The following is a 25,999-nucleotide window of genomic DNA, read 5'->3' on the forward strand; positions in this document are numbered from 1 at the left end:
AGGAAATTGCAACATCGCTTCACGTGACTTAACTGAGCAACAGCGTCAGCAGATACAAGCTGAAGTTGAAAACTGCTACTTAAAAGCAGAGCGCTACTTTAAAAAAGTATTCGAGCGCCCTCTCCTTTCTTATCGGCGCTCCGGAAAGAATGCCGGCACCGCTTTTCTTCAGCAAAATAGGATAAACATTCATCCATTATTATTTTCAGAAAATCAGGAGGAATTTATTCACGACGTTATCCCTCATGAAGTAAGCCATTTGCTGGTATGGAATTTGTTCGGCCGCACTAAGCCCCATGGAAGAGAATGGCAGTCTATTATGATAGAAGTGTTTAACCGTTCACCAAGCACAACACACAGCTTTGACACGAAAGGCGTAGTTAATACCATCGCGTACCGCTGTAACTGCAGTGAACACGCCATTTCACTGCGCAGACACAAAAACGTATTATCAGGAAAGGCTCAGTATCGATGCCGTAAATGCAGCGGTGAACTGGTGGCTGTTTAACTATATGTGCTATTGCGAACGAATTAGCTAAACCAGTGTTTTGTAAGTGCGTTATCGAGGTCGTTGAAAGCAGTTTTCAAAAGCTGTGCAAGCTCTTTGTATTTAGGCTTCGTTTTTACAGCCGCTAAATGACACCCATGAGAGCGCATCTTAGAATGTACATCCTGATACCAACTGTTTAGCTGAGGCGGTAAATACTGCTCTGAACGATGACCGAGCCACAGTAAGCCCTGAATGGGAAGGCTGAGGAAAAACAACGCCATTGCGATGGTTTGAGGAATGTAATCCGTTCCTAAATTCTGGATAAGCAAAAGACACGTTACCATAGCTGCTGGAGGCATAGTCTTGACTGCGAATTTTGTAGCAGCCACAACCCGACACTCTGGAAAAAAGCTGTACAACTCTTTTCTCATAGGCCAAGTTTTCATGTAATGCTGGCCATCTTTTAACATGGTCAAAACAGTTTGTGACATGCTACACCTCTCGAAGTACCTACAGCACAACGGACTAAATCCTCAACTCTCTAGATTGTAATCCTCTTTTACGTTAATACAAGACTCGCGTGAGGTCTTATCACCCGTAATGGATGATTTTCCATCAGATTGCCGAATCTTAATTTTTTATGGCAAGATATCGACAAATTTTATCAACGCCACTTGTATAATATTGATATCCTTACGAGCAAAATTATGGTTTGGATGCTAAACGTTGTGTCAACATTTAGCGTTCGGTGCAAATTTAGTGAAAGAGAGTGAGGCTAGCGGTTGATTTACCCGCAAATGGCCTCACTTTATCGATATTAGACGAATTAAATAACACAAACCGCAAACGGTTTTATTGGAGATTAAAATGGCAGAAAGCAGACACGTCCGTCTTCTTATTCTAGGTTCGGGTCCTGCGGGTTACTCAGCTGCAGTTTACGCAGCACGCGCAAACCTAAATCCTGTATTACTTACAGGGATCCAACAAGGCGGACAGCTTACTACCACCACAGAAGTAGAAAACTGGCCGGGCGATCCTGAAGGTTTAACCGGGCCTGATTTAATGGTTCGTATGCAAAAGCACGCAGAAAAATTCGATACCGAGATCATTTTCGACCACATTAACAAGACAGACCTTACCAAGCGTCCTTTCACGTTATATGGTGATAGCGGGACTTACACCTGTGACGCATTGATCATATCAACGGGTGCATCTGCAAAGTACTTAGGTCTTGAATCAGAGCAAGCGTTTATGGGTAAAGGTGTATCGGCCTGTGCTACCTGCGATGGTTTCTTCTATCGCAACCAGAAAGTAGCCGTAGTGGGCGGTGGTAATACAGCGGTAGAGGAAGCTCTGTACTTATCAAATATCGCTTCTGAAGTGCACGTAATCCACCGAAGAGACACCTTTAGGAGCGAAAAAATTCTAGAGCAGCGTCTGCGCGATAAAGCCGAAAACGGTAACGTTGTGCTGCACCTCAATAAAACGCTTGATGAAGTACTCGGCGACGAAATGGGTGTGACCAAAATTCGCATCAAAGATACCGATGGCGATGGAACCGAAGAGTTGGATGTAATGGGCCTTTTCATTGCTATTGGGCACAAGCCAAATACCGATATTTTTAGCGGCCAACTTGAAATGAAAGATGGCTATATTGTTGTAAATAGCGGACTACACGGTAACGCTACACAAACAAGTGTGGAAGGCATATTTGCTGCAGGTGATGTGAGTGACCATGTATATCGTCAAGCAATTACCTCAGCTGGAACCGGATGTATGGCTGCTCTTGATGCGGAAAAATTCCTTGATGGAATGGCTTCTGAACAAGGCTAAGTGGGTCCATCGCCCCTTTTATTCGAAGGGGCGCGTCTCATGTTAGCACTGCACTACATCGAGAACGATGCACCCTTCCCTCCGGTAGATGAAGCCTTAAGCGAACCAAATGGTTTGCTTGCATTTGGCGCAGACCTCAGTCCCCGAAGATTATTTTCTGCTTATTCTCAGGGAATTTTTCCTTGGTTTAGTGATGATGAACCACTCTTGTGGTGGTCACCAGACCCCCGGGCCATTATTGAATTAGACAGTTTTTGTGCGTCTAAAAGCCTGAGAAAACTCGCAAGGCAGCAAAGGTATGTAGTTACGTTAAACCATGCTTTCGAGAGAGTAATTAATGCCTGCTCTTCCATACCGAGGGCCACACCTTCAGGTGACGATGTTTCTAACGAAACTTGGATCACAGAAGACATGAAGAACGCTTATTCACAGCTCCATGGACTTGGCCTCGCTCATTCTGTTGAGGTATGGGAGGAAGATGAATTAGTAGGCGGCTTGTATGGCGTTGGCATAGGCAAGGTTTACTGTGGAGAGTCTATGTTCCACACCAAAAGTAATACGTCAAAGTTAGCCATGTATGCATTGGTAAAGCATATGCAAAAACAGAATATGGCTTTTATTGATTGCCAACTACCTACTGACCATTTATCTTCTTTAGGGGCTATTACATTAAGTAGAAAGCAATTTATCGAAAAGCTTCAGGCCAACAACCACACGTTGAATAGTGAAGGCGAACTTTGTACCAATTATGTAACGCAATGGCAGCCCCAAGTGCTAAATTTATAAGAGTAAAGAACTGATAAAGAGTGTGAATCCAATGAGAATACTGACGTCATGAAAGAGGTAACACCGTGAAGTTTGGAATTACTCAATCATTTTCATGCAGCTATCTTCCAGATGAACAGGAAAGACTTCTCGTTTATGCCGAGGAGGATCCATTTTTAAGCTCTCGATATTCTCAACTTATACAGGCCGGTTTTAGACGTAGCGGAGAACAAATTTACCGCCCGCACTGCGTGAACTGCAGCAAGTGTCAATCTGTTCGCATACCGGTAGATGTGTTCGTACCATCCCGCAGTCAAAAACGCGTGCTTAAACAGAACTCTTCGCTTTCTGTCCGCTTTACTAACACAATTAGCGCAGAATATTACCCGCTCTATGAAAGATATATAACAGAAAGGCATTCTGACGGTTCGATGTACCCACCTTCTCAGGTGCAATTTGACAACTTTATTAAATGTACGTGGATGTCTCCCTTTTATTTGGAAGCATATGACGGAGATAAGCTCGTAGCGGTTGCAGTCACTGACGTACTAGAGGACAATACGTCCCCGGACACATTAGGTACTGTGCGGCATTCTGCATTATCTGCCCTGTACACCTTTTTTGATCCAGACTACTCCGCTTCGTCCTCGGGAACATGGATGATACTAATGCAAATTGAGCAAGCTAAGTTAGCCGAGCATCAATATGTCTATTTGGGGTATTACGTTGAAGGGTGTCAAAAAATGTCCTACAAACACAAATTTTATCCCTTTGAACAGTTTATAGACAACCAATGGTGCCTATTTACTAAAAAACCCGCTTAATCGCTTTACACTGCGCGCAAGATTGGTTAATGTCTGCGCGGCAAAAATTTTGAATTACTGAGGTAACTGCTTTACATGGCAAAAGAAGATTGTATTGAAATGGAAGGTACTGTGTTAGACACACTACCTAATACTATGTTCCGCGTAGAACTAGAGAATGGTCACGTAGTGACTGCTCATATTTCTGGTAAAATGCGCAAGAACTACATCCGAATTCTTACTGGCGATAAGGTCACTGTTGAGATGACTCCTTATGATTTGACTAAAGGTCGTATCATTTATCGCGCGAGATAATGAGCCATTGAAGCGGTAACGCATAAAAAAAGCCCGATAACTTTATCGGGCTTTTTCATTTGTGCTATTACACTAGCTAGTTTCAGCCTGCTCAGACTTTGTGTCCACACCGCTATATTCGAATGTAAGCTTGTCGGCTACATAATCGACTTTCACGTTGCCGCCTTTAGACAATTCACCGAACAATAACTCGTTGGCGAGTTCTTTCTTCAGTTCGTCTTTGATCAAGCGTGACATAGGTCTTGCACCCATTGACCTGTCGTAACCCTTTTCAGCCATATAAGCACGTGCTTCGGCAGTGACTTCTAACGACACTCCCTTAACGTCTAGTTGCGCTTGCAGTTCAATAATAAACTTATCGACTACCTGTAAAATCACTTCAGAATCTAAATGATTGAACCAGATGATACCGTCCAAACGGTTTCTGAATTCTGGTGTAAACACCTTGTTGATTTCACTTAGAGCGTCGTGGCTATGATCTTGCTGTTTAAAACCAATAGACTTACGAACAGTCTCCTGTACGCCAGCATTTGTGGTCATTACCAATACTACATTTCTGAAATCAACTTTACGCCCATTGTTGTCAGTTAGCGTACCGTGATCCATCACTTGCAGCAGAATGTTGTATATATCGCTGTGTGCTTTCTCAATTTCGTCAAGTAATACTACCGAATAAGGATTTTTAATAACCGCATCAGTTAACAAACCACCTTGATCGAAGCCAACATAGCCCGGAGGAGCACCTATCAAGCGACTTACCGCATGACGTTCCATATATTCAGACATATCGAAACGCACTAGCTCTACGCCCATAATATTAGAAAGCTGCTGTGTAACTTCTGTTTTACCTACGCCCGTTGGGCCTGCGAACAAGAAACTTCCAATGGGTTTGGTTTCAGCACCAAGACCAGAACGCGACAGTAGGATGGCGTCGTTAAGGGTCTCAATCGCCTTGTCTTGTCCAAATACCACCATTTTAAGGTTGCGGCCAAGGTTCTTGAGTACTTCTTTGTCAGAAGCGGATACAGACTTCTCTGGAATGCGAGCCATTTTGGCAATAATTTGCTCGATATCACCCACGTTGATAGTTTTCTTACGCTTAGATGGCGCTAGAAGTCGTTGACTTGCGCCCGCCTCGTCTATCACATCAATGGCTTTGTCTGGAAGATGTCTTTCATTGATGTACTTCGCAGACAATTCAGCCGCAGCCTGAATTGCTTTTTGCGTAAAGCGTACGTTGTGGTGATCCTCATAACGGCTTTTCAGTCCTAGTAGAATCTTTGTGGTGTCGCTGACGCTTGGCTCGGTCACATCAACTTTTTGGAAACGACGGGCTAGGGCACGATCTTTCTCGAAAATACCTTGGTATTCTTGATATGTTGTCGAACCTATACAGCGTAGCTCACCACTCGAAAGCTTAGGCTTAAGTAAATTCGATGCATCCATAACGCCGCCTGAGGCCGCGCCTGCACCGATAATGGTGTGGATCTCATCGATGAACAAGATTGCGTGCTCGTCTTTACTCAGCTCTTTCAATATCGCTTTCAGACGTTTTTCAAAGTCGCCGCGATACTTAGTGCCCGCCAACAAACCACCAAGATCGAGAGAGTAAACTGTACTTTCAGCAATAACCTCTGGCACATCGTCATTCACAATGCGGTAGGCTAAACCTTCCGCAATCGCTGTTTTACCAACGCCAGCCTCCCCGACCAATAACGGGTTATTTTTGCGTCTACGACACAGTATTTGTATGGTCCGTTCCACTTCGGCATCGCGCCCGATAAGCGGGTCTATCTTGCCGTCTTTCGCCTGGCGATTTAAATCGCTTGCGTATTTACTAAGCGCAGTACCATTTTCTTCGCCACCTTCAGAGTCTTCTGGCGTTTCGGAATTAATAGATTCATCGTCATCCGCTTTGCTAACGCCGTGGCTAATGTAATTCACAACGTCTAGACGCGTTACGTCTGCCTTTTTGAGAATAAAGACAGCTTGCGATTCTTGCTCGCTAAATATAGCAACCAGCACATTGGCACCAGTTACTTCATCTTTGCCTGAAGATTGAACGTGAAATACTGCACGTTGTAAAACTCGCTGAAAACCTAGCGTTGGCTGAGTTTCTCTTTCGTTGAGTTGCTCATCTAATATAAGTGGCGTTGTGTCTTTAACAAAAGAGAGCAATTCACTTTTGACGGCTTCAATATCAGCACCACACGCCTTTAGAGCATCGCGAGCTGCTGTGTTGTCAAGCAATGCCAACAGCAAGTGCTCCACCGTCATAAACTCATGGCGGTGCTCTCTGGCAAATACAAACGCGCTGTTCAACGTTTGTTCTAATTCTTTATTTAACATATTGCTCGCCCTCTACAAATTGCCTTATGCCTGCTCCATGGTGCACATCAATGGATGTTGATGTTTGCGTGCATATTGATTTACCTGCATGACTTTGGTCTCTGCAATTTCAGCGGTAAAAACACCACAAACCGCTTTCCCCTGATAATGAACGGTAAGCATAAGTTGGTTGGCTTTCTCAGCATCCATATTGAAGAACTGCGTGAGAACCTCTATAACAAAATCCATCGGTGTATAATCGTCATTATTCAACAACACTTTATACATGGGAGGCGGCTGCAGCTTTTGTCGCTGCGCGTCTTTTTGTTTTTCCTTGTCGATACTAATAGCGTTGTCTTTACTCATAACTTAATAATAGTGTGTTACCGGCAGATGTCTTTAAACTTTTGGATAAAATTAATTCACATTTGCTCTTGACATAATATGGTTAAAAAATCTACATTTTAATTGTGACATTGAGTATCTGTCTATATCGATACTCAATTCACTATGCTTCCGGATCTATAATGGGGGCATAAACGTGTGAGTTCAAGGATTAAGAGGAAGTCGAAGTATGGCGGTTGGCAAAGTTAAATGGTTTAACAACGCGAAAGGTTTTGGGTTTATAGTTCCAGAGGAAGGTGGTGACGACATTTTTGCACACTACTCAACTATCCAAATGGAAGGCTATCGCTCATTGAAGGCGGGTCAAGAAGTGCAGTTCGAAGTGCAGCAAGGGCCTAAGGGTTTGCATGCCGAGAACATTGGGTTCGTCGAAGAACCAGAGCGTTAAAAATTTCTAAGCTGCCCGGCATCAAGGTCGGGCGCTTCTCTTTTTGCTGTTCAAGCCAGTCTTTTGCTAGCATTTTAAGCATATTGTGTTAGTTCTACCTTTCGATTGCTTGGGCTTACAAAATGCAGCTTTCACTCATTAATGAGTATGAAAACTCTTTGCACTGATTATTCTATATCCGGTTATTCTATATCCGGTGACACATCTAATTGCTTTGATGCCATTTTAATGAGGTCTTCATCAAGTTTTGGAGGCTCAATATCGACTCCGTCGCTTAAGCCTTCAACAATACAGCGAAGTACATCTACCCTTGCCTGCCATTTGTGTTCACCCTGAATAATTTTCCACGGTGCATAGTCAGTATTTGTTTTAGCAAACATATCATTGATAGCGTCGATATAATGATGGCGTTGATTCCGGTTATGCAAGTCTTCGGCGGTAAGCTTCCAGCGCTTATAAGGGTTGTGAAGGCGCTCCTCAAACCGTTTCCGTTGCTCTTGCGATGAAATATGCATAAATAATTTAATTATGCGAACGCCACTGTTGTGAAGCGTGCGCTCAAATTCGTTTATTTCTTCATATCCCCGCTGCCATTCTTCCCGAGTGGCGAAACTATCGACTCTTTCAACCAAAACTCGCCCGTAGTGAGAGCGGTCGAACAATGTAATATGACCAGGAGCAGGCACATGACGCCAAAATCGATATAAAAAATGTTTGGCCTGCTCTACTTTTTCAGGTTTTGAGATGGGAATAACATGAATACCTCGAGGATCTAACTTTTCCGTTACCCGGCGAATTGCTCCACCTTTACCAGAGGCATCCCAGCCTTCAAATATAATTATTGCGCGACGATTTTGGTGAAAGTAGGCTTGTTGAACATGGAATAAATTTTCTTGCCATGCTTTTTCTTCTGCTTTATAGGTATCTTTATCAGTGTAACGGGAGGGTTTAAATGTGGTGTTTAGCTGCAAATTCACCGAATTTTGCACTCGAGAACTTCCTTGCGATGTTTCGTTTGCCAATGTTTTGCTCTCGTCAATCATAAACAACATTCCCTATTTATCTTCACTTATCCTATAGCCTAGCGTAAGCGAGAGAAATTATAAAACCTGGCTAAGGCGTCATTAACCATCATTATGAAAGAGGCAAAAAAAAACCAGAAGCCGAGCTTCTGGTTTTTTTGCTTTTTAAATAATAATGGTTGTGCCGTTTTAGGGGCTCAATACATCGAGAATAAAAACAAACGCGTTTATAAACCGATGCCTATGCCGCTTGTTTAAGCGCCCATAATAGCTTTAAGCGTTTCGCTTGGTGACATTGCAGCGAAGACCTTGTCTTCATCCGGGTAGTAGTAACCACCAATCTCCTGCGCTTTGCCTTGCGTCGCATCAATCTCTGCAATAATGTCATCCATTTTTGCCGACAGCTCATCGTACACAGCTTTAAACTGTGCAGCCAACTCTGCGTCTTCAGTTTGATTTGCAACTTCTTGCGCCCAGTAAAGGCCAAGATAAATATGGCTGCCACGGTTATCAAGCTGACCTGCTTTACGCTGTGGAGACTTGCCGTTATTAAGCAGCGCTTCTGTCGCTTTATCCAACGCATCCGCAAGGATTTTTGCTTTTGGATTCTTATGCTTAATAGCAACATCTTCTAGCGAAACCGCCAATGCTAGGAATTCACCTAGTGAATCCCAACGTAAATGACCTTCTTCAACGAACTGCTGAACATGCTTCGGCGCTGAACCACCTGCACCAGTCTCATAAAGACCACCACCAGACATCAGTGGAACAATAGATAGCATTTTGGCACTAGTACCAAGCTCAAGGATTGGGAACAAATCTGTTAGGTAGTCACGAAGTACGTTGCCAGTTACAGAAATTGTATCTAACCCGCGAATTGCGCGCTCCATGCTGTAACGGATTGCACGTACTGGAGACATAATTTGAATGTCTAAACCAGACGTGTCGTGGTCTTTTAAGTAGGTGTTTACTTTTTCAATAAGCTGAGCATCGTGCGCACGCTCATCGTCTAGCCAAAATACCGCAGGCATACCTGATTGACGTGAACGAGTAACAGCTAGCTTAACCCAATCTTGAATAGGCGCATCTTTCACCTGACACATACGCCAGATATCGCCTTCCTCTACGTCGTGAGAGATAAGCACGTTGCCGTCTTGATCTACGATAGACACTGTACCATCAGCTTCCAGCTCGAATGTTTTATCATGAGAGCCGTACTCTTCTGCTTTCTGTGCCATTAGGCCAACATTCGGCACTGTACCCATTGTAGTTGGGTCGAAGGCACCGTGCGTTTTACAGAAGTTAATGACTTCTTGATAAATAGTCGCGTAAGTACTTTCAGGAATAACCGCTTTTGTATCATGTGCCTTTCCATCCGGTCCCCACATTTGACCAGAGTTACGGATCATTGCAGGCATTGAAGCATCAACGATAACGTCGCTTGGTACGTGAAGGTTTGAAATACCTTTATCAGAGTTAACCATTGCCATGGGCGGTCTGTCTGCATAACACGCATTGATATCTTTCTGAATTTCAGAGCGTTGGCTTTCTGGTAGGGTCGCTATCTTGTCATAAACACTACCTAAACCGTTATTAGGATTAACACCTAACTCTTCGAAGAGATCGCCGTATTTGTTAAATAGGTCTTTGTAGAAAACCTTAACGCAGTGTCCGAACACAATAGGATGCGACACTTTCATCATTGTTGCTTTAACGTGTAATGAGAACAATACGCCAGTGTTCTTCGCATCTTCAATTTGCTCTTCGAAGAATTCGCAAAGCGCCTTCTTGCTCATAAACATACCGTCGATAACTTCGCCAGCTAGCAAATCTACACGTGGCTTAAGTGTTTTCTTACTGCCGTCTTTACCTGTAAATTCAATACTCACGTAGCCATCTTTTTCTACCGTTACCGACTTTTCAGCAGAGTAGAAATCGCCACCGCGCATGTGTGCAACATGTGAACGAGAAGCCTGAGACCACTCCCCCATTGAATGAGGGTATTTACGTGCAAAATTCTTCACAGCTGTAGGAGCACGACGGTCAGAGTTACCCTCGCGCAATACAGGGTTTACCGCGCTTCCAAGCACTTTACTATAGCGCTCGCGAATTTCTTTTTCTTCATCAGTTTTAGGAGAGTCAGGGAATGCAGGAACATTAAAGCCTTTGTCATTAAGTTCTTTGATTGTAGCTCGAAGCTGAGGGATAGAGGCACTGATATTAGGAAGTTTGATGATGTTTACATTAGGATCTTGTGTCAGGTTACCAAGTTCAGATAATGCATCTGGTACTTTCTGCTCTTCTTCTAGGTAATCTGGAAAATTAGCAAGAACCCGAGCAGCTAATGAGATGTCACTGAGTTCGACATCGATGTCTGCAGCTGCGGCAAACTTCTTGATAATTGGAAGTAACGAATACGTTGCCAACATTGGCGCTTCGTCCGTCTTCGTATAGATGATCTTAGACTTGGTCATTATATACCTCTATTTAGTCGGCAGAGCACTGCCTTTTTTAGTCCATTTTGTCGTAACGACCCGCTGCAAAATGCAGCGCCCACGGCCATTGCGATACGTAAATACGTTTCTCCTCGCCCATCACATGTGAGCAAGTTAACTTTCGTCTTCGCTTTTTGCCGCACGTCCCTCTATTCATCCACCGACGAGCGTCGCATATTGCGACAGCTTCTTATTCATTGGAGTGGAATTATTTTGCAACAAACAAACGAATGCACGGCCTATACAACTAACCGCGTACATTAGTATAGGGTCGAAAGTTTGAGTTACAAGTCATACCATTGTCTTAGTGACAAAGATCAATAAATAAATCGTTGAAAATAGCGGCTATATGTTGACCTAATTGAGCAGTTTTTCAGCAAAAACGTGCCATTTAGGTATTAACATTCTCTGAAGGTATCGTGCTAACCCGAAATCGTTCAAAAGCATACAAACAGCCTCCTGCGTGGCGCAAAGCTTTGAAAAATGTGGATAGCCAGCATTTTTGGAACTGAAGGTTTAAACCGTGCTACGATCAATAGCTGATTATTAGTTCAAGAATAAGCAATGCCACTTTAATCTATAAACTGACGCTTGTTGTCGACTTTTTTACTTACCGTTTATTAAACAGGTTTTTCATGCAGACAGAGACTAAAGTCATTCTTTTTAACAAACCGTTTCAGGTACTTTCTCAGTTTACTGATGCCGAAGGTCGCGAGACATTAAAAGACTACATTGACGTTCCAGGCGTCTATGCCGCAGGCAGACTTGATAGAGATTCTGAGGGGCTTTTAGTACTCACGAACAATGGCAAGTTGCAACATAAACTGGCTCACCCTAAAGCGAAAACCAGTAAAACCTATTGGGTGCAAGTTGAGGGTGTTCCAGACCAAGTAGCAATCCAATCACTTCAACGGGGTGTAGAGCTCAAAGATGGAATGACTAAACCTGCAAAAGTGCGATTGATGTCAGAACCAAACGTTTGGGAAAGGCATCCTCCTGTACGATTTCGACAATCAATCCCCACGTCATGGCTTGAAATCACTATAAGCGAAGGACGAAATAGACAGGTAAGGCGTATGACCGCACACGTAGGTTTCCCTACCCTGCGACTTATTCGTTACCGAGTAGGAAATTGGACAATAGACGGCATACCAAACGGTAAGTTTGTCAGCATAAATGCATAGGGCTACTGCTCATCCGCCCTTTGAGGGTGGCGCAGGTAATTAGACGGCTCGGGAAGTTAGACGTCACAGGCAGTAAGCCGAAAATGCTGAGCAAGTGACCTTCACGAGGAGCAATTACTTTGAGTTCGAATATCACAAGATATTAGTGTGAATTAAGCTGAGTATTCTGGTAAAATCCGCGACCTTTAGCGACGACCGCAACAAACCCATTATGCGCCCCGTAATCAAATATTGGGCAGCGAATGCAAATTTCTGAAAAAGAGTGTGCAAGACGTAGTGATTGACAAAAATTCGAACGCCAGCAAAAAAGTTATCGTCGGCATGTCCGGCGGAGTAGATTCATCCGTTTCAGCTTACCTGCTTCAACAGCAGGGATATCAGGTTGAAGGTCTTTTCATGAAAAACTGGGAAGAAGATGATAATGACGAATATTGCGCAGCGGCAGAAGATCTGAAAGATGCACAAGCTGTAGCCGATAAGCTGGGAATGGAACTTCACACTATTAATTTCGCCGCCGAATATTGGGACAATGTTTTTGAATATTTTCTTGAAGAATATAAAGCTGGAAGAACGCCAAATCCAGACATTATGTGTAATAAGGAAATCAAATTTAAGGCATTTTTAGAGTTTGCAGCAGAAGATCTCGGTGCCGACTATATCGCGACGGGTCATTATGTGCGTCGTCGTGAAGTTAATGGTAAATGGGAAATGCTTCGTGGTTTAGATAACAACAAAGACCAGAGCTATTTCCTTTACACACTGGGTGAAGAACACGTTGCGAAGACACTATTTCCTGTAGGCGATATCGAAAAGCCGCTGGTAAGAAAAATTGCAGAAGAACAAGGTTTAGTTACCCACGATAAAAAAGATTCAACCGGCATTTGCTTTATTGGCGAACGCAAGTTTAAAGATTTTCTTGCCCAGTATTTGCCTGCGCAGCCCGGTATGATTGAAACTGCAGAGGGCGAAGAAATAGGCAAGCACGAAGGTTTAATGTATCACACTCTTGGTCAGCGCAAGGGTCTGCATATAGGCGGACTTGCAAAGTTTGGTGAAGAGCCGTGGTACGTTGTTGACAAAGACGTCGCTCGCAATGTGTTAATTGTGGGTCAAGGTGCTGATCATCCTCGCCTCTACTCGAAAGGATTAATCGCCAAACAGCTTCACTGGGTAGATCGCAAAACCATCACGGCGCCGTTTGAAGCTGTCGTGAAAACCCGATATCGCCAAACCGATATCCCTTGCACTATTACCCCAAAAGATGACGACACCATTGAAGTCATATTTAAAGAGCCTCAAAAGGCCGTTACTCCTGGGCAATCAGCCGTATTTTACCTTGACGAAGTTTGTCTGGGCGGCGGTATTATTGAGAGTTACATTCGATAATGTTAGATGCAGATATAGAGAATAACTTAGCACTGGCTGGTGTTTGCCAAGCCGCAGCATTAGTGCAGCAACTTGCTCGAAAAGGTACAGCTGACAACGAAGCAGTAGAGGCAAGCCTCTCCAGTATTCTTGTGACCGACCCAGAGACACCGCAGCATGTATTCGGCAAATTAGGTAACTTACACGTTGGCTATGCCACTTTGGTGTCACAGATATCAGACAAACAGGCAACAAAAGATACTGAGTTAACGCGATATATTGCCAGTATTCTAGGCCTTGAACGCAAGCTAGCGAAGAAGCCGAAAGCCATGCAAGAGCTTGGCGAACGCATTTCTCATGTTCAACGGCAATTAGCCCACGTCGATTTTCAAAACCCTCAAATAGTATCTTCTCTGGCCAGTATTTATAGTGATGTTGTTAGTCCGCTAGCACCACGCATTCAAGTGGCGGGAAACCCAGATTACTTAGGTCAACCTGCCACACAGCATAAGGTGCGCGCATTACTACTTGCCGGTGTTAGAGCCGCCGTGATGTGGCGACAAATGGGTGGGAAGCGACGTAATATTTTGTTTAAGCGAAAGCAAATCTTAAACAGTGCCGTAAAGGCACTTAGATTAATTAACTAGTGCCGTAAAGGCGCTCAAACTAATAACTAGTGAGGAGCTCAAGGTGGAACTGAGTCAGTTAACTGCAATTTCCCCTGTCGATGGTCGATATGCTGGCAAAAGCGCTGAATTGCGCAGTATTTTTAGCGAGTATGGATTATTAAAATACCGCGTAGAAGTTGAAGTTCGCTGGCTGCAAATGCTAGCGAGCAATGCGCATATTGAAGAAGTTCCCGCTTTTTCAGAATCTGCCAATGCATTGTTAGACAGCATTGTTGCAAACTTCAGTGTAGAAGATGCTACACAAATAAAAGACATCGAACGCACTACAAATCACGATGTTAAAGCAGTTGAGTATTTCCTTAAAGAAAAAGTAGCAGCTAACGAAGAGCTAAATGCGGTAAGTGAATTCATACACTTTGCCTGTACGTCAGAAGATATTAACAACCTTTCTCACGGCTTAATGCTAAAGGAAGCTCGCGATAGCGTTATTCTTCCGTACTGCGATAAGCTCATTGACGCCTTAATTTCTCTGGCGAAAAAGTACCAATCGGTGCCTATGATGGCAAGAACACATGGGCAACCTGCTTCACCCACGACTATGGGTAAAGAAATGGCGAACGTGGCTATTCGACTTAAACGCCAGCGTACGCAAATAGCCAATGTTGAGTTACTTGGTAAAATAAATGGTGCCGTAGGTAACTACAACGCACACTTGTCGGCTTACAAAGACGTTGACTGGCACAATGTGTCAGAGCAGTTTGTAACCTCGCTAGGCTTGTCGTGGAACTCGTTTACCACACAAATTGAACCTCACGACTACATTGCCGAAATGTTTGACGCCGTTGCTCGCTTCAACACTATTCTTATCGATTTCGATCGCGACGTATGGGGTTATATTGCTCTTGGTCACTTTAAACAGAAAACAGTAGCCGGCGAAATTGGCTCGTCCACAATGCCTCACAAAGTTAACCCTATTGACTTCGAAAATTCAGAGGGCAATTTAGGCCTGGCTAATGCTATTTTCGATCACTTAGCAGCAAAGCTTCCTATTTCACGTTGGCAGCGTGACCTGACAGACTCTACAGTACTTCGCAACCTTGGCGTAGGCGTAGGTTATGCAGTTATCGCATATCAGGCCACACTAAAAGGTATTAGCAAGCTAGAAGTGAATGAAAAGAGCCTTGCTAATGAGCTAGACAATAACTGGGAATTGCTTGCAGAGCCAATTCAAACTGTTATGCGTCGTTACGGCATCGAAAAGCCTTATGAAAAGCTAAAAGAGCTTACTCGCGGCAAAAAGGTAGATGCACAAGGTATAGCTGCCTTCATTGACAACCTTGATATGCCAGAGTCTGCAAAAGATGAGTTGAAAGCCTTAACGCCTGCCAACTACATTGGTGATGCCATAAGACTTGTTGAACAGCTGTAGTTTCTCTTTAATAGTTTGAAAACAAGCGCGGTCATTTACCGCGCTTTTTTCTTTGCTTTTCTTGTGCTTTATTTTTCATATTCTTTCTTTTTTTAAGGTTAGGCCGCAATGCAATCATTCAATATCGACACGTTTCTTAGCGAATACTGGCAGAAAAAGCCTGTCGTTTTAAAAGGCTTTTTTACTGAGTTTGTCGATCCTATCGATGAGAACGACCTGGCTGGGCTTGCTCAAGAAAGTGAGATAGACAGTAGAGTAATAAGTCGCAAGAACAACAAATGGCAGGTAGAGACCGGCCCAATTGCCGATTTTGAAAAAGCGTGCCAAGGCCAGTGGACTCTTCTGGTACAGAGCGTTGATAAATACATCGCCGATGTTCAACCACTGCTCTCTCCTTTCTCATTTATTCCCCACTGGCGTTTAGATGATCTTATGGTGAGCTTTGCCACTCAAGGTGCAGGGGTTGGTGCCCACATAGACCAATACGATGTATTCTTAATACAAGGTAAAGGCTCTAGACGGTGGCGAGTGGGCGAGCCGGGCGACTACGCAGAAGTACTGCCCCACCCGAAACTTAGGCAAATAGAGGGCTTTTCGCCCATCATCGATGAAGTCCTTATGCCGGGCGATGTGCTTTATGTTCCACCAGGCTGGCCTCACGACGGTATGACAATAGAAGATAGCCTCACCTACTCCGTTGGGTATCGTGCCCCTGACAACCTGCAGTTGGCGGAAAGTCTCGCCATGATGTTAGATAAAGGCTTTGCAAACCATCGCTTCAGCGATCCAAGTAGGTTAGCGGCTTCATCTCCAGCAGTCGTAGCATCTTCAGACGTAAAAGCATTGAAGCAACAGCTTATCGATGCAATTCAATCTGATCATTTTACCCAAGCGTTATTGGAAGCTATGAGTGAGCAAGGTATACCTGAGTTTCCTTTGGAACAAGAAGTAACCATAGAACAAGTATCAAACGACCTCGCATCGGGAATTGGCTTTCAACCAGCACCCGGCGTAAGAGCACTTCTATGTGACGGAAAAGACGGTTTGCCCTATGCCCTTTACGTGAACGGCAGTCGTTTTGATATTGGTGAGAATGATGCAGAGTGGTATCGGCTATTAGCGTCGGGTGGCAATTTCAACGCCAGTTCGTGCCAAGATGCCCCCTCTTTTGCGTTTTTACAGACATTGGCTACACTTATTAATAATGGATATTGGGAATAGCCACACGAGGCACTCTAAGCTATGACATTTACGGTACGAACCGTCGATTGGGAACAAGGAAAGATACTTGTTCAATCACTGCGAGAAAGCGTTTTTGTTGTAGAGTGGCGAATTCCGCAAACCAATGAATTTGATTCGCAGGACGAAACTGCTACGCATGTCGTTATTTTTGATGATACCGACAAGGCAATAGCTACCGGCAGGCTTACTCAAACTGGAGAGCTTGGAAGAATAGCGGTAAATCGCAGCCATCGTACACTGCTGGTATATAAAACCTTGTTTGCAACATTAATTGACTGTGCTAAAAAGCAGTCTTTTCCGAAGATAAACGTAGTGTGTAACCTCGACAGTGTTTCCTACCACCGCTCCCTAGGGTTCAAGCCATACGGTAGAGTTTTTATGGACGCCGGCGTTCCCCGCCAGCGTCTGCAATGCGAAGCAAAGCAATTCCCATTTCCCGACGTAGAACAAATACACTGAATACAATTCACTGATTGCATTAGCCACACGTTTACACTCATGCATTTCTTGCGCATCGTATGCATCACGTACAAATGGTTACATTTTAAGCCTTGGCAACTGATTCGAATAGACACAATATATAAGCTTGGCGCATTCACATGCGCGTTTTCTTGAGGACATCGCAAAAATGAAAGCTTTACGTCTCACATTTGGTGCCTTGCTACTCATCAGTGGCATTATCCTTACACTATTGCCAGGCTCTATACTCCTAGTGATTTCAGGGCTGGTTCTTCTAAGTTACGATTGGCGTCGAGCACGAGGTTGGCTGAAAATAAGTCAGAAGTCGATGACCTATGGTGCCAAAAAACTAGACCGCTTTATGCTTATGAGAAAACTCAAAAAGTTTTAAAACACTAAAGTCAGCTAGTGGATACTGAGCTTTGCTTAATGGGGTCAAAAATAGAACAATCAAAAAAGCCGCTCTTTCAGAGCGGCTTTCATAACGTATTAAGCAAATACTTTTGTAGATGTGCTTTTAACCATGCTTCTCAGCAAGGTATAGCCAGGTTTCAACAACTGAATCTGGGTTTAGTGATACAGAGTCAATGCCTTCGGCCACTAGCCATGCGGCAAAATCTTCGTGATCTGATGGCCCTTGGCCACAAATTCCGACGTATTTGCCACGTTTCTTGGCAGCTCTTATGGCCATTGATAGCAAGGCTTTTACTGCTTCATCGCGTTCATCAAATAAATGAGCAATAAGTCCACTGTCACGGTCGAGACCTAACGTTAACTGTGTAAGGTCGTTGGAACCGATAGAGAAGCCATCAAAAATATCCAAGAACTGGTCGGCAAGAAGTGCATTAGAGGGTAATTCGCACATCATGATAATGCGTAGGCCTTTATCGCCTTTCTTAAGCCCCTGCTCTTCAAGCAACTCAATAACTTTACGCCCCTCTTCCACCGTTCTCACAAATGGGATCATAATTTCCACATTTGTTAGGTCCATTTTGTCTCGAACGCGTTTTATCGCTTCACACTCCAGTGCGAAGCAATCTCTGAAGTCTTCAGATATATAACGGCTAGCGCCACGGAAACCAAGCATTGGGTTTTCTTCATCTGGCTCATATTGATAACCGCCCACAAGGTTGAAATACTCATTCGACTTAAAGTCTGACATGCGTACAATTACTTTTTCAGGTGCAAAAGCGGCACCAATCGAAGAAATCCCTTCAACTAGTTTTTCGATATAATATTCAGTAGGTGATTCATAACCCGCAATCATGTCGGTTATTTCTTCTTTCAACTCTTCAGGCTGGCTGTCAAAATTCAGCAGTGCCTTAGGGTGTACACCAATCATGCGGTTAATAATAAACTCTAAACGAGCAAGACCAACACCTGCGTGAGGAAGACGTGCAAAATCAAAGGCACGATCTGGATTACCCACATTCATCATCACCTTAAGCGGTAAATCTGGCATTGAATCGATACGTGAAGTCACTACATCGAACTCAAGCTCATCACCGTAGATGTATCCTGTATCGCCTTCGGCGCAAGACACTGTAATTTTGTCTCCGTTAGCAATGCTATCTGTTGCATTAGTACAGCCTACAACAGCAGGAATACCAAGCTCTCGGGCAATAATAGCTGCGTGACATGTACGTCCACCGCGATTGGTTACAATGGCCGAGGCTTTTTTCATGATTGGCTCCCAGTCTGGGTCAGTCATGTCGGTAACTAAAACGTCTCCGGCCTGGATCTTATCCATTTCTTCTATAGAGCCAAGTACCTTGGCAACGCCTGCGCCTATTTTATGACCAATGGCTCGGCCCTCACAAACGATATTGCTTTGCCCCTTGAGTTGGAAACGCTCAATGCTTTGAGAGTCTTCGCGGCTACGAACAGTCTCCGGACGTGCTTGAACGATATACAGCTTTCCGTCAACACCGTCTTTGGCCCACTCAATATCCATAGGACGTTTGTAATGCTTTTCAATAATTTGCGCTTGTTTTGCAAGCTCCATCACTTCGCCGTCTGACAAAGAAAATGTTTTGCTTTGGCTTGGCTCGATATCGACGATTGAGACTTGTTTACCGTGAGCTTCGTCATCGGAATAGATCATTTTAGTCAGTTTGCTACCAATGTTACGACGCACAATGGCAGGCAATCCTTTATCAAGGGTTGGCTTGTGAACATAGAACTCGTCTGGGTTAACCGCACCCTGCACTACCATTTCACCTAAGCCATAAGAGCTTGTGATAAATACAACGTCTTCAAAACCAGACTCGGTATCGATGGTGAACATAACGCCTGAAGAAGCTATGTCACTGCGCACCATGCGTTGGATACCCGCAGAGAGCGCAACGCCCTTGTGATCGTAGCCTTGGTGAACGCGATAAGAAATAGCACGGTCGTTGAATAGCGAGGCAAATACATGCTTTATCGCTATCATTACCGAGTCGTAACCTTTCACGTTTAGGAAGGTTTCTTGCTGACCCGCAAACGAAGCGTCTGGCATATCTTCTGCTGTTGCAGATGAACGCACTGCAAAAGAGGCTTCGTCACCCGCATCGCCTTGGAGCGTAACGAAGGCTTCGCGAATTGCTTCTTCCAGTTCAGGTTGGAACGGCGTATCGATAATCCACTGGCGAATATTCTTGCCAGCTTCAGTAAGTGCACCAATGTCATCTACATCTAACGCATCAAGCGTTTCGTGTATTCTCGCTTCCAATCCACTTTGTTCTAAAAATGCATTAAATGCTTCAGCGGTTGTTGCAAAGCCACCTGGCACCTGCACACCGGCGTTTGAAAGGTTTGAAATCATCTCGCCCAATGATGCATTTTTGCCGCCTACGCGACCCACATCGTGCATGCCCAGTTCTTGATACCAAAGTACGTAATCTTGCACAGCCCAAGCCTCCCGCTTTTTTTTGTGTAGGGTATGAGGTTAATTCCAGACTTTATTGCTTTTATTATCTGGAATGAATTAATTCGTTAATCGAAAGTTAATTGGCAGAGTAATAAACGCGCCGACAGATATATTCAACTTATAAACGTCATTCGCGATAAGCATCTGGCTTTTCGATGAAATCATCATAGAATGGGGTTATTAAGAATGTAAACTCTTTATTAATTCTGTAATTAAATTACGACAATGTTAAGGATATGTTGTGCGAACAGCTTTTTATATTTCAGATGGTACAGCCATAACGTCAGAGGTGTTTGGACACGCCCTGCTCTCATTATTTCCGGTCGAGTTTAACCACAACACCATTCCATTCGTTGAAACTGAGGAACACGCTTACAAAGTTTTAGATAAAATTTCTGAAAGTTTTCAAGATACCGGAGAAAGGCCGCTCGTTTTTTATACAATTGTGAATGTAGATATTCGCAAAATCATCTCGAAATCAGTGGGTATCAATTACAATTTTCTAGACCAATTTGTCGCGCCGCTCGAAAAAGTTCTCGGAGTACCGTCTAAACCGGAAAAACATCGCACCCACAGTATTCATGAAACCACCTACGATATTCGTATCGAAGCGGTAAATTATGCACTTGCTAACGACGATGGCTCTAATTTAAAAGATTATGATGAAGCCGATATTATTCTTACCGGCGTATCTCGCTCGGGTAAAACGCCCACAAGTTTGTATTTAGCCCTTCAGTTTGGGATAAAAGCTGCCAATTACCCTTTTACCGAAGAGGATATGGGGGATATGCTTAAGTTACCGTCCGCTTTAAGACGATATAAAAACAAGCTATTTGGTTTAACTATACAGCCCGAGCGATTACACCAAATACGTTCTGAGCGAAGAGCGAATAGTAAATACGCATCAATGCAGCAATGCCGTATGGAACTAAGAGAAGTTGAAAACTTGTACCGGAAAGAAAAGATCCCGTTTCTCAATAGTACAAAGTATTCAATAGAAGAAATCTCGGCCAAAATCTTGGCCGAGACAGGATTAAAACGTCGTAAATATTAATATAAGGTTTTTATCGTCGGTTAACGCGGTTACTTATTCTGTTATCTAATGCGTTAACCGACAAACGCAAGCCTAAAAGGTTAACTCGAAAGCGCCTGCTTAAGCTCATCAAGATAAGGTTCGAAAGGCTTCCACTGCTGCATTCCAGTTTTGTAGATTGGCTGACGAACTTGCTCAGAACTTGGAGTTTTTATCACACGTTTTGTCTCGTAAAACGATAGACACGCTTCTTCAAAGGGCAGCCCACAAAACGATAGCAGCCTTTTTACTTGCCCTTCCAAATCTTCAAGTACATCCTCATGTTGAACCGTTAAAACCTGATTAGGCAATACTGCTTTCCAATGGTCCATTAACGATTCGTAAGCCACGTAATAACGACCGATATCTTCTTGACCGTAACTAAACTCCTGACCTTCGCCAAATAGCTGTTTAAAGCCGCTAAAACAGCAGTCCATTGGCGCTCTGCGCGCATCAATAATCTTCGCATTAGGCAGAATCTTTTTGATTAGCCCGATATGAATAAAGTTATTCGGCATTTTATCAATAAAGAACGGCGCTCCCTGTCGGTAAGCACGTGTCTGTTCTATGTACTTCTGCCCTAAGTCTCTGCAGGCATCATCGTCTAATTCTGTGACATTAAACGGATAAGGCGTTTTCTTGTGACTCAACGACGACGCTATTCCTAAGATATCGTGAAGCTCCATAGTGCCATCTACCATGGAATGCGACGCAAATATTTGTTCAAGTAAGGTTGAACCTGCACGAGGAAGGCCGACGATAAAAATAGGATCTTGGGCTTGGCACCCCTGAGTATTGTTGAAGCTACTTTGAGAAAACGCGCGCTTCTGAGCGTCTAATGCGGCCTCGGTTCTGCCTATATCAAACTGAATGGTGCGCTTTTTGAGTGAGTTACCTTTTTGGTAATAATGAAAAGCAGTTTTCGCGTCCTTTCTGTCTTCATAGCCTTTGCCAAGGGCAAAACATAAATGAATTTTATCATCCAGTTTAGTTGACTCTAAAGACTCTTGGCCCACCATTTTCTCTATAGTTTCATCATCGAAACGATAGGTTTTGGTATTTGCTAAACTCCAATAGGCATCGCCAAAATCTGCCGCATAGCGAGTAGATTTTTCGTAAGCTGAAACAGCCTCTTGCATATCGCCTTTTGCCTTAAATGCATGGCCTAGTGCCACCCATAATGCGGGGCGGTCGTCATTTTTAGCCAATAATTCCCGATATATTGCTATCGCATCATCTAACTTACCTACACCTACTAACGCATGGGCTAGCGATACCTGTACAGTAAAGTTATCAGGGCTTTGGGCTAGGCGTTTCTTAGCAAGTTCAACGGCTTCTGGAAACTTACCAAGTTTAGACAAAAGACTTTGAAACGAAGCGGCTGCTCTATCATTTTCTGGGTACATCTCTACACAGCTTTCTAATAAGAATTCTGCATCGCTATACACTTTTAACTGAATACCTAACTCTGCTAGCAGCATCATTGCTTCTGGATGATGTTTGTTGGCTGAAAGAAATTGACGGCATACTTGCTCAGCTTTGTGAAGCTGGCCTTCATGCATTAAATCGGTAGCACCAAGCAGCGGCTTGGGTAATGAGGACAAAAATTGAATTTGCTGCTGACAGAGTAAAAGCGCTTGTTCTTGCTTGTCTTTTTTGTACACCTTTTCTAGCTGCTGCCACGACGCAAGTAGCGCGGGGTTAAAACGCGTTGCTTGATAAAAGCTATGAGCAGCTTTTTTATCATCAACCTTTAAATAACAGTAACCCAACTCTTGGAATGCCCTTCCGTAATCTGGGAATAAAGCCACTAAGTTATCAAGTGTCGAAATAGCATTTTGAGTACTTCCAGACAATCGATAAGCCACGGCAAGTAGATACAACGCCTCACGCTTTGCCTCAGCACTCAAGCCAGTGTCTGAATTTGCACCGTTTTCGTCTGCGCTGGGGCTGAGTAAACTGCTGCACTGAGTGATTACAGACTGATGCTGTGACTGCATCAGGCTTTTTTTAATGTTGGAGAATAATTGTTGTTCTTCTATTTTCATTTATACAGCATGCCTAAAAACGCAAAAAACGGCAAACTCAAAAAGTTTGCCGTTTTAAATTTTACCTATGGTTTTGCAACCAATGTATCAAACGCTAACTATCTTAATAATAGTCGTATGAGAAACGCATTCCGATAGTACGAGGTCTATTCGTTACTACTTTCGGCGTAAATTGTTGTGTATCAATGTTTAACACTGCTCGCTCATCGAATAGATTATCAATGTACAGTTCAGCTTTCCAAACATCGTTAGTTACACCAACTGCCAAGTTAGCAAGGAAGTAAGACTCTTGAACATAGCGGCCGCCACGGAAGGTTTCGCCGTTTGAATCTGCGTATGTTACACCTTCATATACGGCTGCTTCTTGTTCTATTTTAAGACCAGAACCCGTGCCATAAATGTTTTGAGTAGCGTCTTCCATTACAAAAGCGTCCATTACCATACCCGCATAACGATCACCTGTGTAGCTTACAGAGCCGTTAACATAACCACGTTTACCGCCTTCTAACTCGAAGAAATATCGCGCGTTAATGTTACCAGAGAACTCCGAAGAGTAAGGTAATTGTGAACCTACACCTGCAGCAATGCCCTCAAGCTCAGAGTTAACGCTTGTTAATTCTGTATCTAGTAAGCTAAATGCAGCATTAATCACTAAGTCGTCAGTGGCAAGCCATGTTAAATCTGCATCTAGACCTTTAATCTCTGCATCACCAACGTTGTCGGTGAATACCAAGAATGAGATGTTAGTGGGGTCGTAACGAGATGTTTGAAGGTCAGTAATTTCTGAGTAATACGCAGTAGCATTAACACGGAATAGACCATCGAAGAAGTCGCCTTTCAGACCAAGTTCGTAGTTATCTAGCGTATCCGTAGTTGAGTAAACTGGAATACGGAAGTTGTTAAACTTGCCTTCTTGGTTTGTTGACAAACCACCACCAACACGGTTGGTAACTGGCGGACGGAAACCTTCAGAGTAGTTTGCAAAAACAAGCACATCTTTATTCACTTTGTAATCTAGTGAAAACTTGAAGATAGTATCGTCAACAGTAAGCACACCGTTGTCATCAAGAAGATCTGTTTCTAACTGACCGCTCTGAATTGCTGCGTTAACCGCTTCAGGATCTAAGCCAACAGCAGCAAGTTCATCAGGGTTTTGTGTACCAAAAGCGCGAATTCGGCGTGTCACGTCAACAGTAGACGTTGAGCCCACGTAGATGTCATCAATTTGATACCAGCGAGCACCTAGGCTGGCCGTTAGCTTTTCAGTAAGGTCGTACTCAACTTGTCCAAACACAGCGATTTGTTCAATCGTGTGAGTGATGTCGTTTACAAAGCTTACTTCAGATGGGAATGGACCACCGTCACTGTTGATACCTTCGTTACCTACTAACGTACGCTGAAGATTATCAAAACCAAATGTGCTCATTTCCGTGTTAGCAATTTTAAACTGGCCAACAGTCGCTACTTCTTGTTCGTCGTAAAATAAACCAGCAGTTACGCGCCATGGAGTGTCCATGGTAGTGTTGAAGCGCAGCTCATGCGTATTACGAGTTGAAGACGTATCTTCTTTGTAATACTTAGTAGGGTCTAAACAACGCTCGTCAGCAGCGTTGTCAGGTGTATCGTAGTGGTTACACAGGTAATATGCCGAGAACAAACCGCCGTTTGTATAGCCAGTGTAGTCAGCTAGCGTGTCGATTTCACGGTCTAAATAGCCGCCGGTATAAACCACGTCTAGCTTGTCTAAACGCCCCTCAACTGTCCACGTTGTAAGGCCAAACTCGTCTCTGTTTTCGTCTGGCTGGAAGCGAATAGCAGACGTTTCGCCTTCAAGCGTTGGGTCGTAAGCAAAAACACCTTCAGTATCTAGTGTTTGTTGAGTGTGTTGTACCAATAAATCCCAGTCGTCATTAATGTGGTATGACAGACCAAAACGCGCACCGGAATAAACTGCGTCGTTGAAGTCTTCTTCAACAAGCGCTTCGTTTTGCGGAGAGACAACCGCCGCTTCAGAGCTTGAATTGATATTTGGATTGGTGATGCGATTCGCATCCATGCCAACTGGATCGGCAAGTACGCCACCTGAAATACGGTCAACAACTACCGCACTTCCAATATAGCCACCCTCGCCTGGAACGTTTCTCACGTTATCGATCCAACCACCTTGCTGGTCGTTGTATGCAGCTACGCGAACCGCTAAATCGTCGGTAAGTGACATGTTGAAGTAGGCTTCAACAGAGTTACTCATTTCACCGTCTTTGGTGAAACCGATGTTGGTGTCAAAACCCGCAGCAAAGCCTGCGTGATCTGGTTTATTAGTGATAAGTCGAATAGTACCAGCCTGTGAGCTAGCACCAAATAGTGTGCCTTGTGGCCCAGGAAGAACCTCTACACGCTCTACGTCAGTAGCGTACACATCAAGGTTACGACCAGCCATTGAAACCGGCATTTCGTCTAAATAAAACGCTACAGATGGTTGCAGTGCTTGTACTGAAGACAACATGATGTTTGATTGTGTTGTCGCTGCACCGCGAATATATATTTCGTTTTGTCCAGGACCTGTGCCTTGGAACACGACGTTAGGTAAGAACTCAACGTACTCTTGGAAGTTGTCGATGCCTAAATTTTCAAGCGCTTTACCATTAAGTGCAGACACCGCTACTGGCACGTCTTGAATAGACTCCGCTCGTTTCGTTGCCGTTACTTCAATAGTTTCGAGTTTTGCGGGTGCTTCCGACTCCTGCGCGGCTATAGATGTTGATGCCAATGCAGCGACGATCGCACAGCTAAGCTGAGTTTTTCGCATATTTGTGTTT

The 25,999-nt window shown here is 43.8% G+C and carries 22 protein-coding genes; 14 read left to right on the top strand and 8 right to left on the bottom strand.

Annotation, left to right across the window (positions count from 1 at the left end):
• Positions 1-52 precede the first annotated feature (52 nt).
• Positions 53-508 (top strand): SprT family zinc-dependent metalloprotease, encoded by a 456-nt coding sequence (locus CW735_RS10285; RefSeq protein WP_232368428.1) that lies wholly within the window; start codon positions 53-55, stop codon positions 506-508.
• Between the two features lie 23 nt (positions 509-531).
• Here the strand turns inward: CW735_RS10285 and yfbV are convergent, their stop codons facing one another.
• Positions 532-981, bottom strand: coding sequence for a terminus macrodomain insulation protein YfbV (gene yfbV, locus CW735_RS10290; protein WP_100971971.1), 450 nt, complete (start codon positions 979-981; stop codon positions 532-534).
• 376 nt (positions 982-1,357) lie between these two features.
• On the opposite strand from yfbV, the gene trxB reads away from it, so the two are divergent.
• The 4 genes from trxB (at position 1,358) to infA (ending at position 4,206) form a co-directional block, all read left to right on the top strand.
• Complete coding sequence (gene trxB, locus CW735_RS10295; protein WP_071979154.1) at positions 1,358-2,323, top strand: thioredoxin-disulfide reductase; 966 nt, start codon at positions 1,358-1,360, stop codon at positions 2,321-2,323.
• Positions 2,324-2,362: 39 nt separating this feature from the next.
• Positions 2,363-3,109: a leucyl/phenylalanyl-tRNA--protein transferase gene (aat, locus tag CW735_RS10300; RefSeq protein ID WP_100971973.1), complete on the top strand. Its 747-nt coding sequence runs from the start codon at positions 2,363-2,365 to the stop codon at positions 3,107-3,109.
• 65 nt (positions 3,110-3,174) lie between these two features.
• On the top strand, positions 3,175-3,912 hold the full coding sequence (locus CW735_RS10305) for an arginyltransferase (RefSeq protein ID WP_100971975.1): 738 nt from the start codon (positions 3,175-3,177) through the stop codon (positions 3,910-3,912).
• 75 nt (positions 3,913-3,987) lie between these two features.
• Entirely contained in the window at positions 3,988-4,206 is a 219-nt protein-coding gene (gene infA / locus CW735_RS10310; protein ID WP_008844395.1) for a translation initiation factor IF-1, read from the top strand.
• A 72-nt stretch (positions 4,207-4,278) separates the two neighbouring features.
• On the opposite strand, the gene clpA is transcribed toward infA, so the two are convergent.
• Both clpA and clpS read right to left on the bottom strand, forming a co-directional pair.
• Positions 4,279-6,555, bottom strand: a complete 2,277-nt coding sequence (gene clpA / locus CW735_RS10315) for an ATP-dependent Clp protease ATP-binding subunit ClpA (protein ID WP_100971977.1) — start codon at positions 6,553-6,555, stop codon at positions 4,279-4,281.
• A gap of 24 nt (positions 6,556-6,579) precedes the next feature.
• Positions 6,580-6,900 (bottom strand): ATP-dependent Clp protease adapter ClpS, encoded by a 321-nt coding sequence (gene clpS, locus CW735_RS10320; protein WP_100971979.1) that lies wholly within the window; start codon positions 6,898-6,900, stop codon positions 6,580-6,582.
• Positions 6,901-7,108: 208 nt separating this feature from the next.
• On the opposite strand from clpS, the gene cspD reads away from it, so the two are divergent.
• Positions 7,109-7,327 carry a cold shock domain-containing protein CspD gene (gene cspD / locus CW735_RS10325; protein WP_032096523.1) on the top strand — a complete coding sequence of 73 codons (219 nt, stop codon included), beginning with the start codon at positions 7,109-7,111 and terminating at the stop codon, positions 7,325-7,327.
• 182 nt (positions 7,328-7,509) lie between these two features.
• On the opposite strand, the gene CW735_RS10330 is transcribed toward cspD, so the two are convergent.
• Together CW735_RS10330 and CW735_RS10335 are read right to left on the bottom strand one after the other, a co-directional pair.
• Complete coding sequence (locus CW735_RS10330) at positions 7,510-8,370, bottom strand: polyphosphate kinase 2 family protein (protein ID WP_100971981.1); 861 nt, start codon at positions 8,368-8,370, stop codon at positions 7,510-7,512.
• A gap of 233 nt (positions 8,371-8,603) precedes the next feature.
• Positions 8,604-10,823 (bottom strand): NADP-dependent isocitrate dehydrogenase, encoded by a 2,220-nt coding sequence (locus tag CW735_RS10335; RefSeq protein ID WP_100971983.1) that lies wholly within the window; start codon positions 10,821-10,823, stop codon positions 8,604-8,606.
• A 656-nt stretch (positions 10,824-11,479) separates the two neighbouring features.
• On the opposite strand from CW735_RS10335, the gene CW735_RS10340 reads away from it, so the two are divergent.
• The 7 genes from CW735_RS10340 to CW735_RS10370 all read left to right on the top strand — a co-directional run bounded on the left by CW735_RS10340 (position 11,480) and on the right by CW735_RS10370 (position 17,543).
• The gene (locus tag CW735_RS10340; RefSeq protein ID WP_071979161.1) at positions 11,480-12,028 is read left to right on the top strand and encodes an rRNA large subunit pseudouridine synthase E; all 549 of its coding nucleotides are present in this window, start codon (positions 11,480-11,482) and stop codon (positions 12,026-12,028) included.
• 276 nt (positions 12,029-12,304) lie between these two features.
• Complete coding sequence (gene mnmA / locus CW735_RS10345; RefSeq protein ID WP_100973235.1) at positions 12,305-13,414, top strand: tRNA 2-thiouridine(34) synthase MnmA; 1,110 nt, start codon at positions 12,305-12,307, stop codon at positions 13,412-13,414.
• The gene (hflD, locus tag CW735_RS10350) at positions 13,414-14,040 is read left to right on the top strand and encodes a high frequency lysogenization protein HflD (protein WP_071979162.1); all 627 of its coding nucleotides are present in this window, start codon (positions 13,414-13,416) and stop codon (positions 14,038-14,040) included. The genes mnmA and hflD overlap by 1 nt, the downstream gene beginning before the upstream one ends.
• Before the next feature lie 43 nt (positions 14,041-14,083).
• On the top strand, positions 14,084-15,451 hold the full coding sequence (gene purB / locus CW735_RS10355; RefSeq protein WP_100971985.1) for an adenylosuccinate lyase: 1,368 nt from the start codon (positions 14,084-14,086) through the stop codon (positions 15,449-15,451).
• A gap of 108 nt (positions 15,452-15,559) precedes the next feature.
• Positions 15,560-16,672 (top strand): JmjC domain-containing protein, encoded by a 1,113-nt coding sequence (locus CW735_RS10360; RefSeq protein ID WP_100971987.1) that lies wholly within the window; start codon positions 15,560-15,562, stop codon positions 16,670-16,672.
• A gap of 21 nt (positions 16,673-16,693) precedes the next feature.
• Positions 16,694-17,152: a GNAT family N-acetyltransferase gene (locus CW735_RS10365; protein WP_100971989.1), complete on the top strand. Its 459-nt coding sequence runs from the start codon at positions 16,694-16,696 to the stop codon at positions 17,150-17,152.
• Between the two features lie 169 nt (positions 17,153-17,321).
• Positions 17,322-17,543, top strand: coding sequence for a PGPGW domain-containing protein (locus CW735_RS10370; RefSeq protein ID WP_100971991.1), 222 nt, complete (start codon positions 17,322-17,324; stop codon positions 17,541-17,543).
• A 126-nt stretch (positions 17,544-17,669) separates the two neighbouring features.
• On the opposite strand, the gene ppsA is transcribed toward CW735_RS10370, so the two are convergent.
• The gene (gene ppsA, locus CW735_RS10375) at positions 17,670-20,042 is read right to left on the bottom strand and encodes a phosphoenolpyruvate synthase (protein ID WP_100971993.1); all 2,373 of its coding nucleotides are present in this window, start codon (positions 20,040-20,042) and stop codon (positions 17,670-17,672) included.
• Positions 20,043-20,304: 262 nt separating this feature from the next.
• On the opposite strand from ppsA, the gene ppsR reads away from it, so the two are divergent.
• A complete protein-coding gene (ppsR, locus tag CW735_RS10380; protein WP_100971995.1) occupies positions 20,305-21,117 on the top strand; it encodes a posphoenolpyruvate synthetase regulatory kinase/phosphorylase PpsR in 813 nt (270 codons plus the stop codon).
• Between the two features lie 80 nt (positions 21,118-21,197).
• Here the strand turns inward: ppsR and CW735_RS10385 are convergent, their stop codons facing one another.
• Entirely contained in the window at positions 21,198-23,183 is a 1,986-nt protein-coding gene (locus CW735_RS10385) for a tetratricopeptide repeat-containing sulfotransferase family protein (protein ID WP_100971997.1), read from the bottom strand.
• Between the two features lie 103 nt (positions 23,184-23,286).
• Positions 23,287-25,989, bottom strand: coding sequence for a TonB-dependent receptor (locus CW735_RS10390; RefSeq protein WP_100971999.1), 2,703 nt, complete (start codon positions 25,987-25,989; stop codon positions 23,287-23,289).
• Positions 25,990-25,999 lie beyond the last annotated feature (10 nt).

Origin of the sequence: Alteromonas sp. MB-3u-76 (assembly GCF_002831605.1) — a bacterium.
In the GTDB taxonomy this organism is placed as follows: domain Bacteria; phylum Pseudomonadota; class Gammaproteobacteria; order Enterobacterales; family Alteromonadaceae; genus Alteromonas; species Alteromonas hispanica.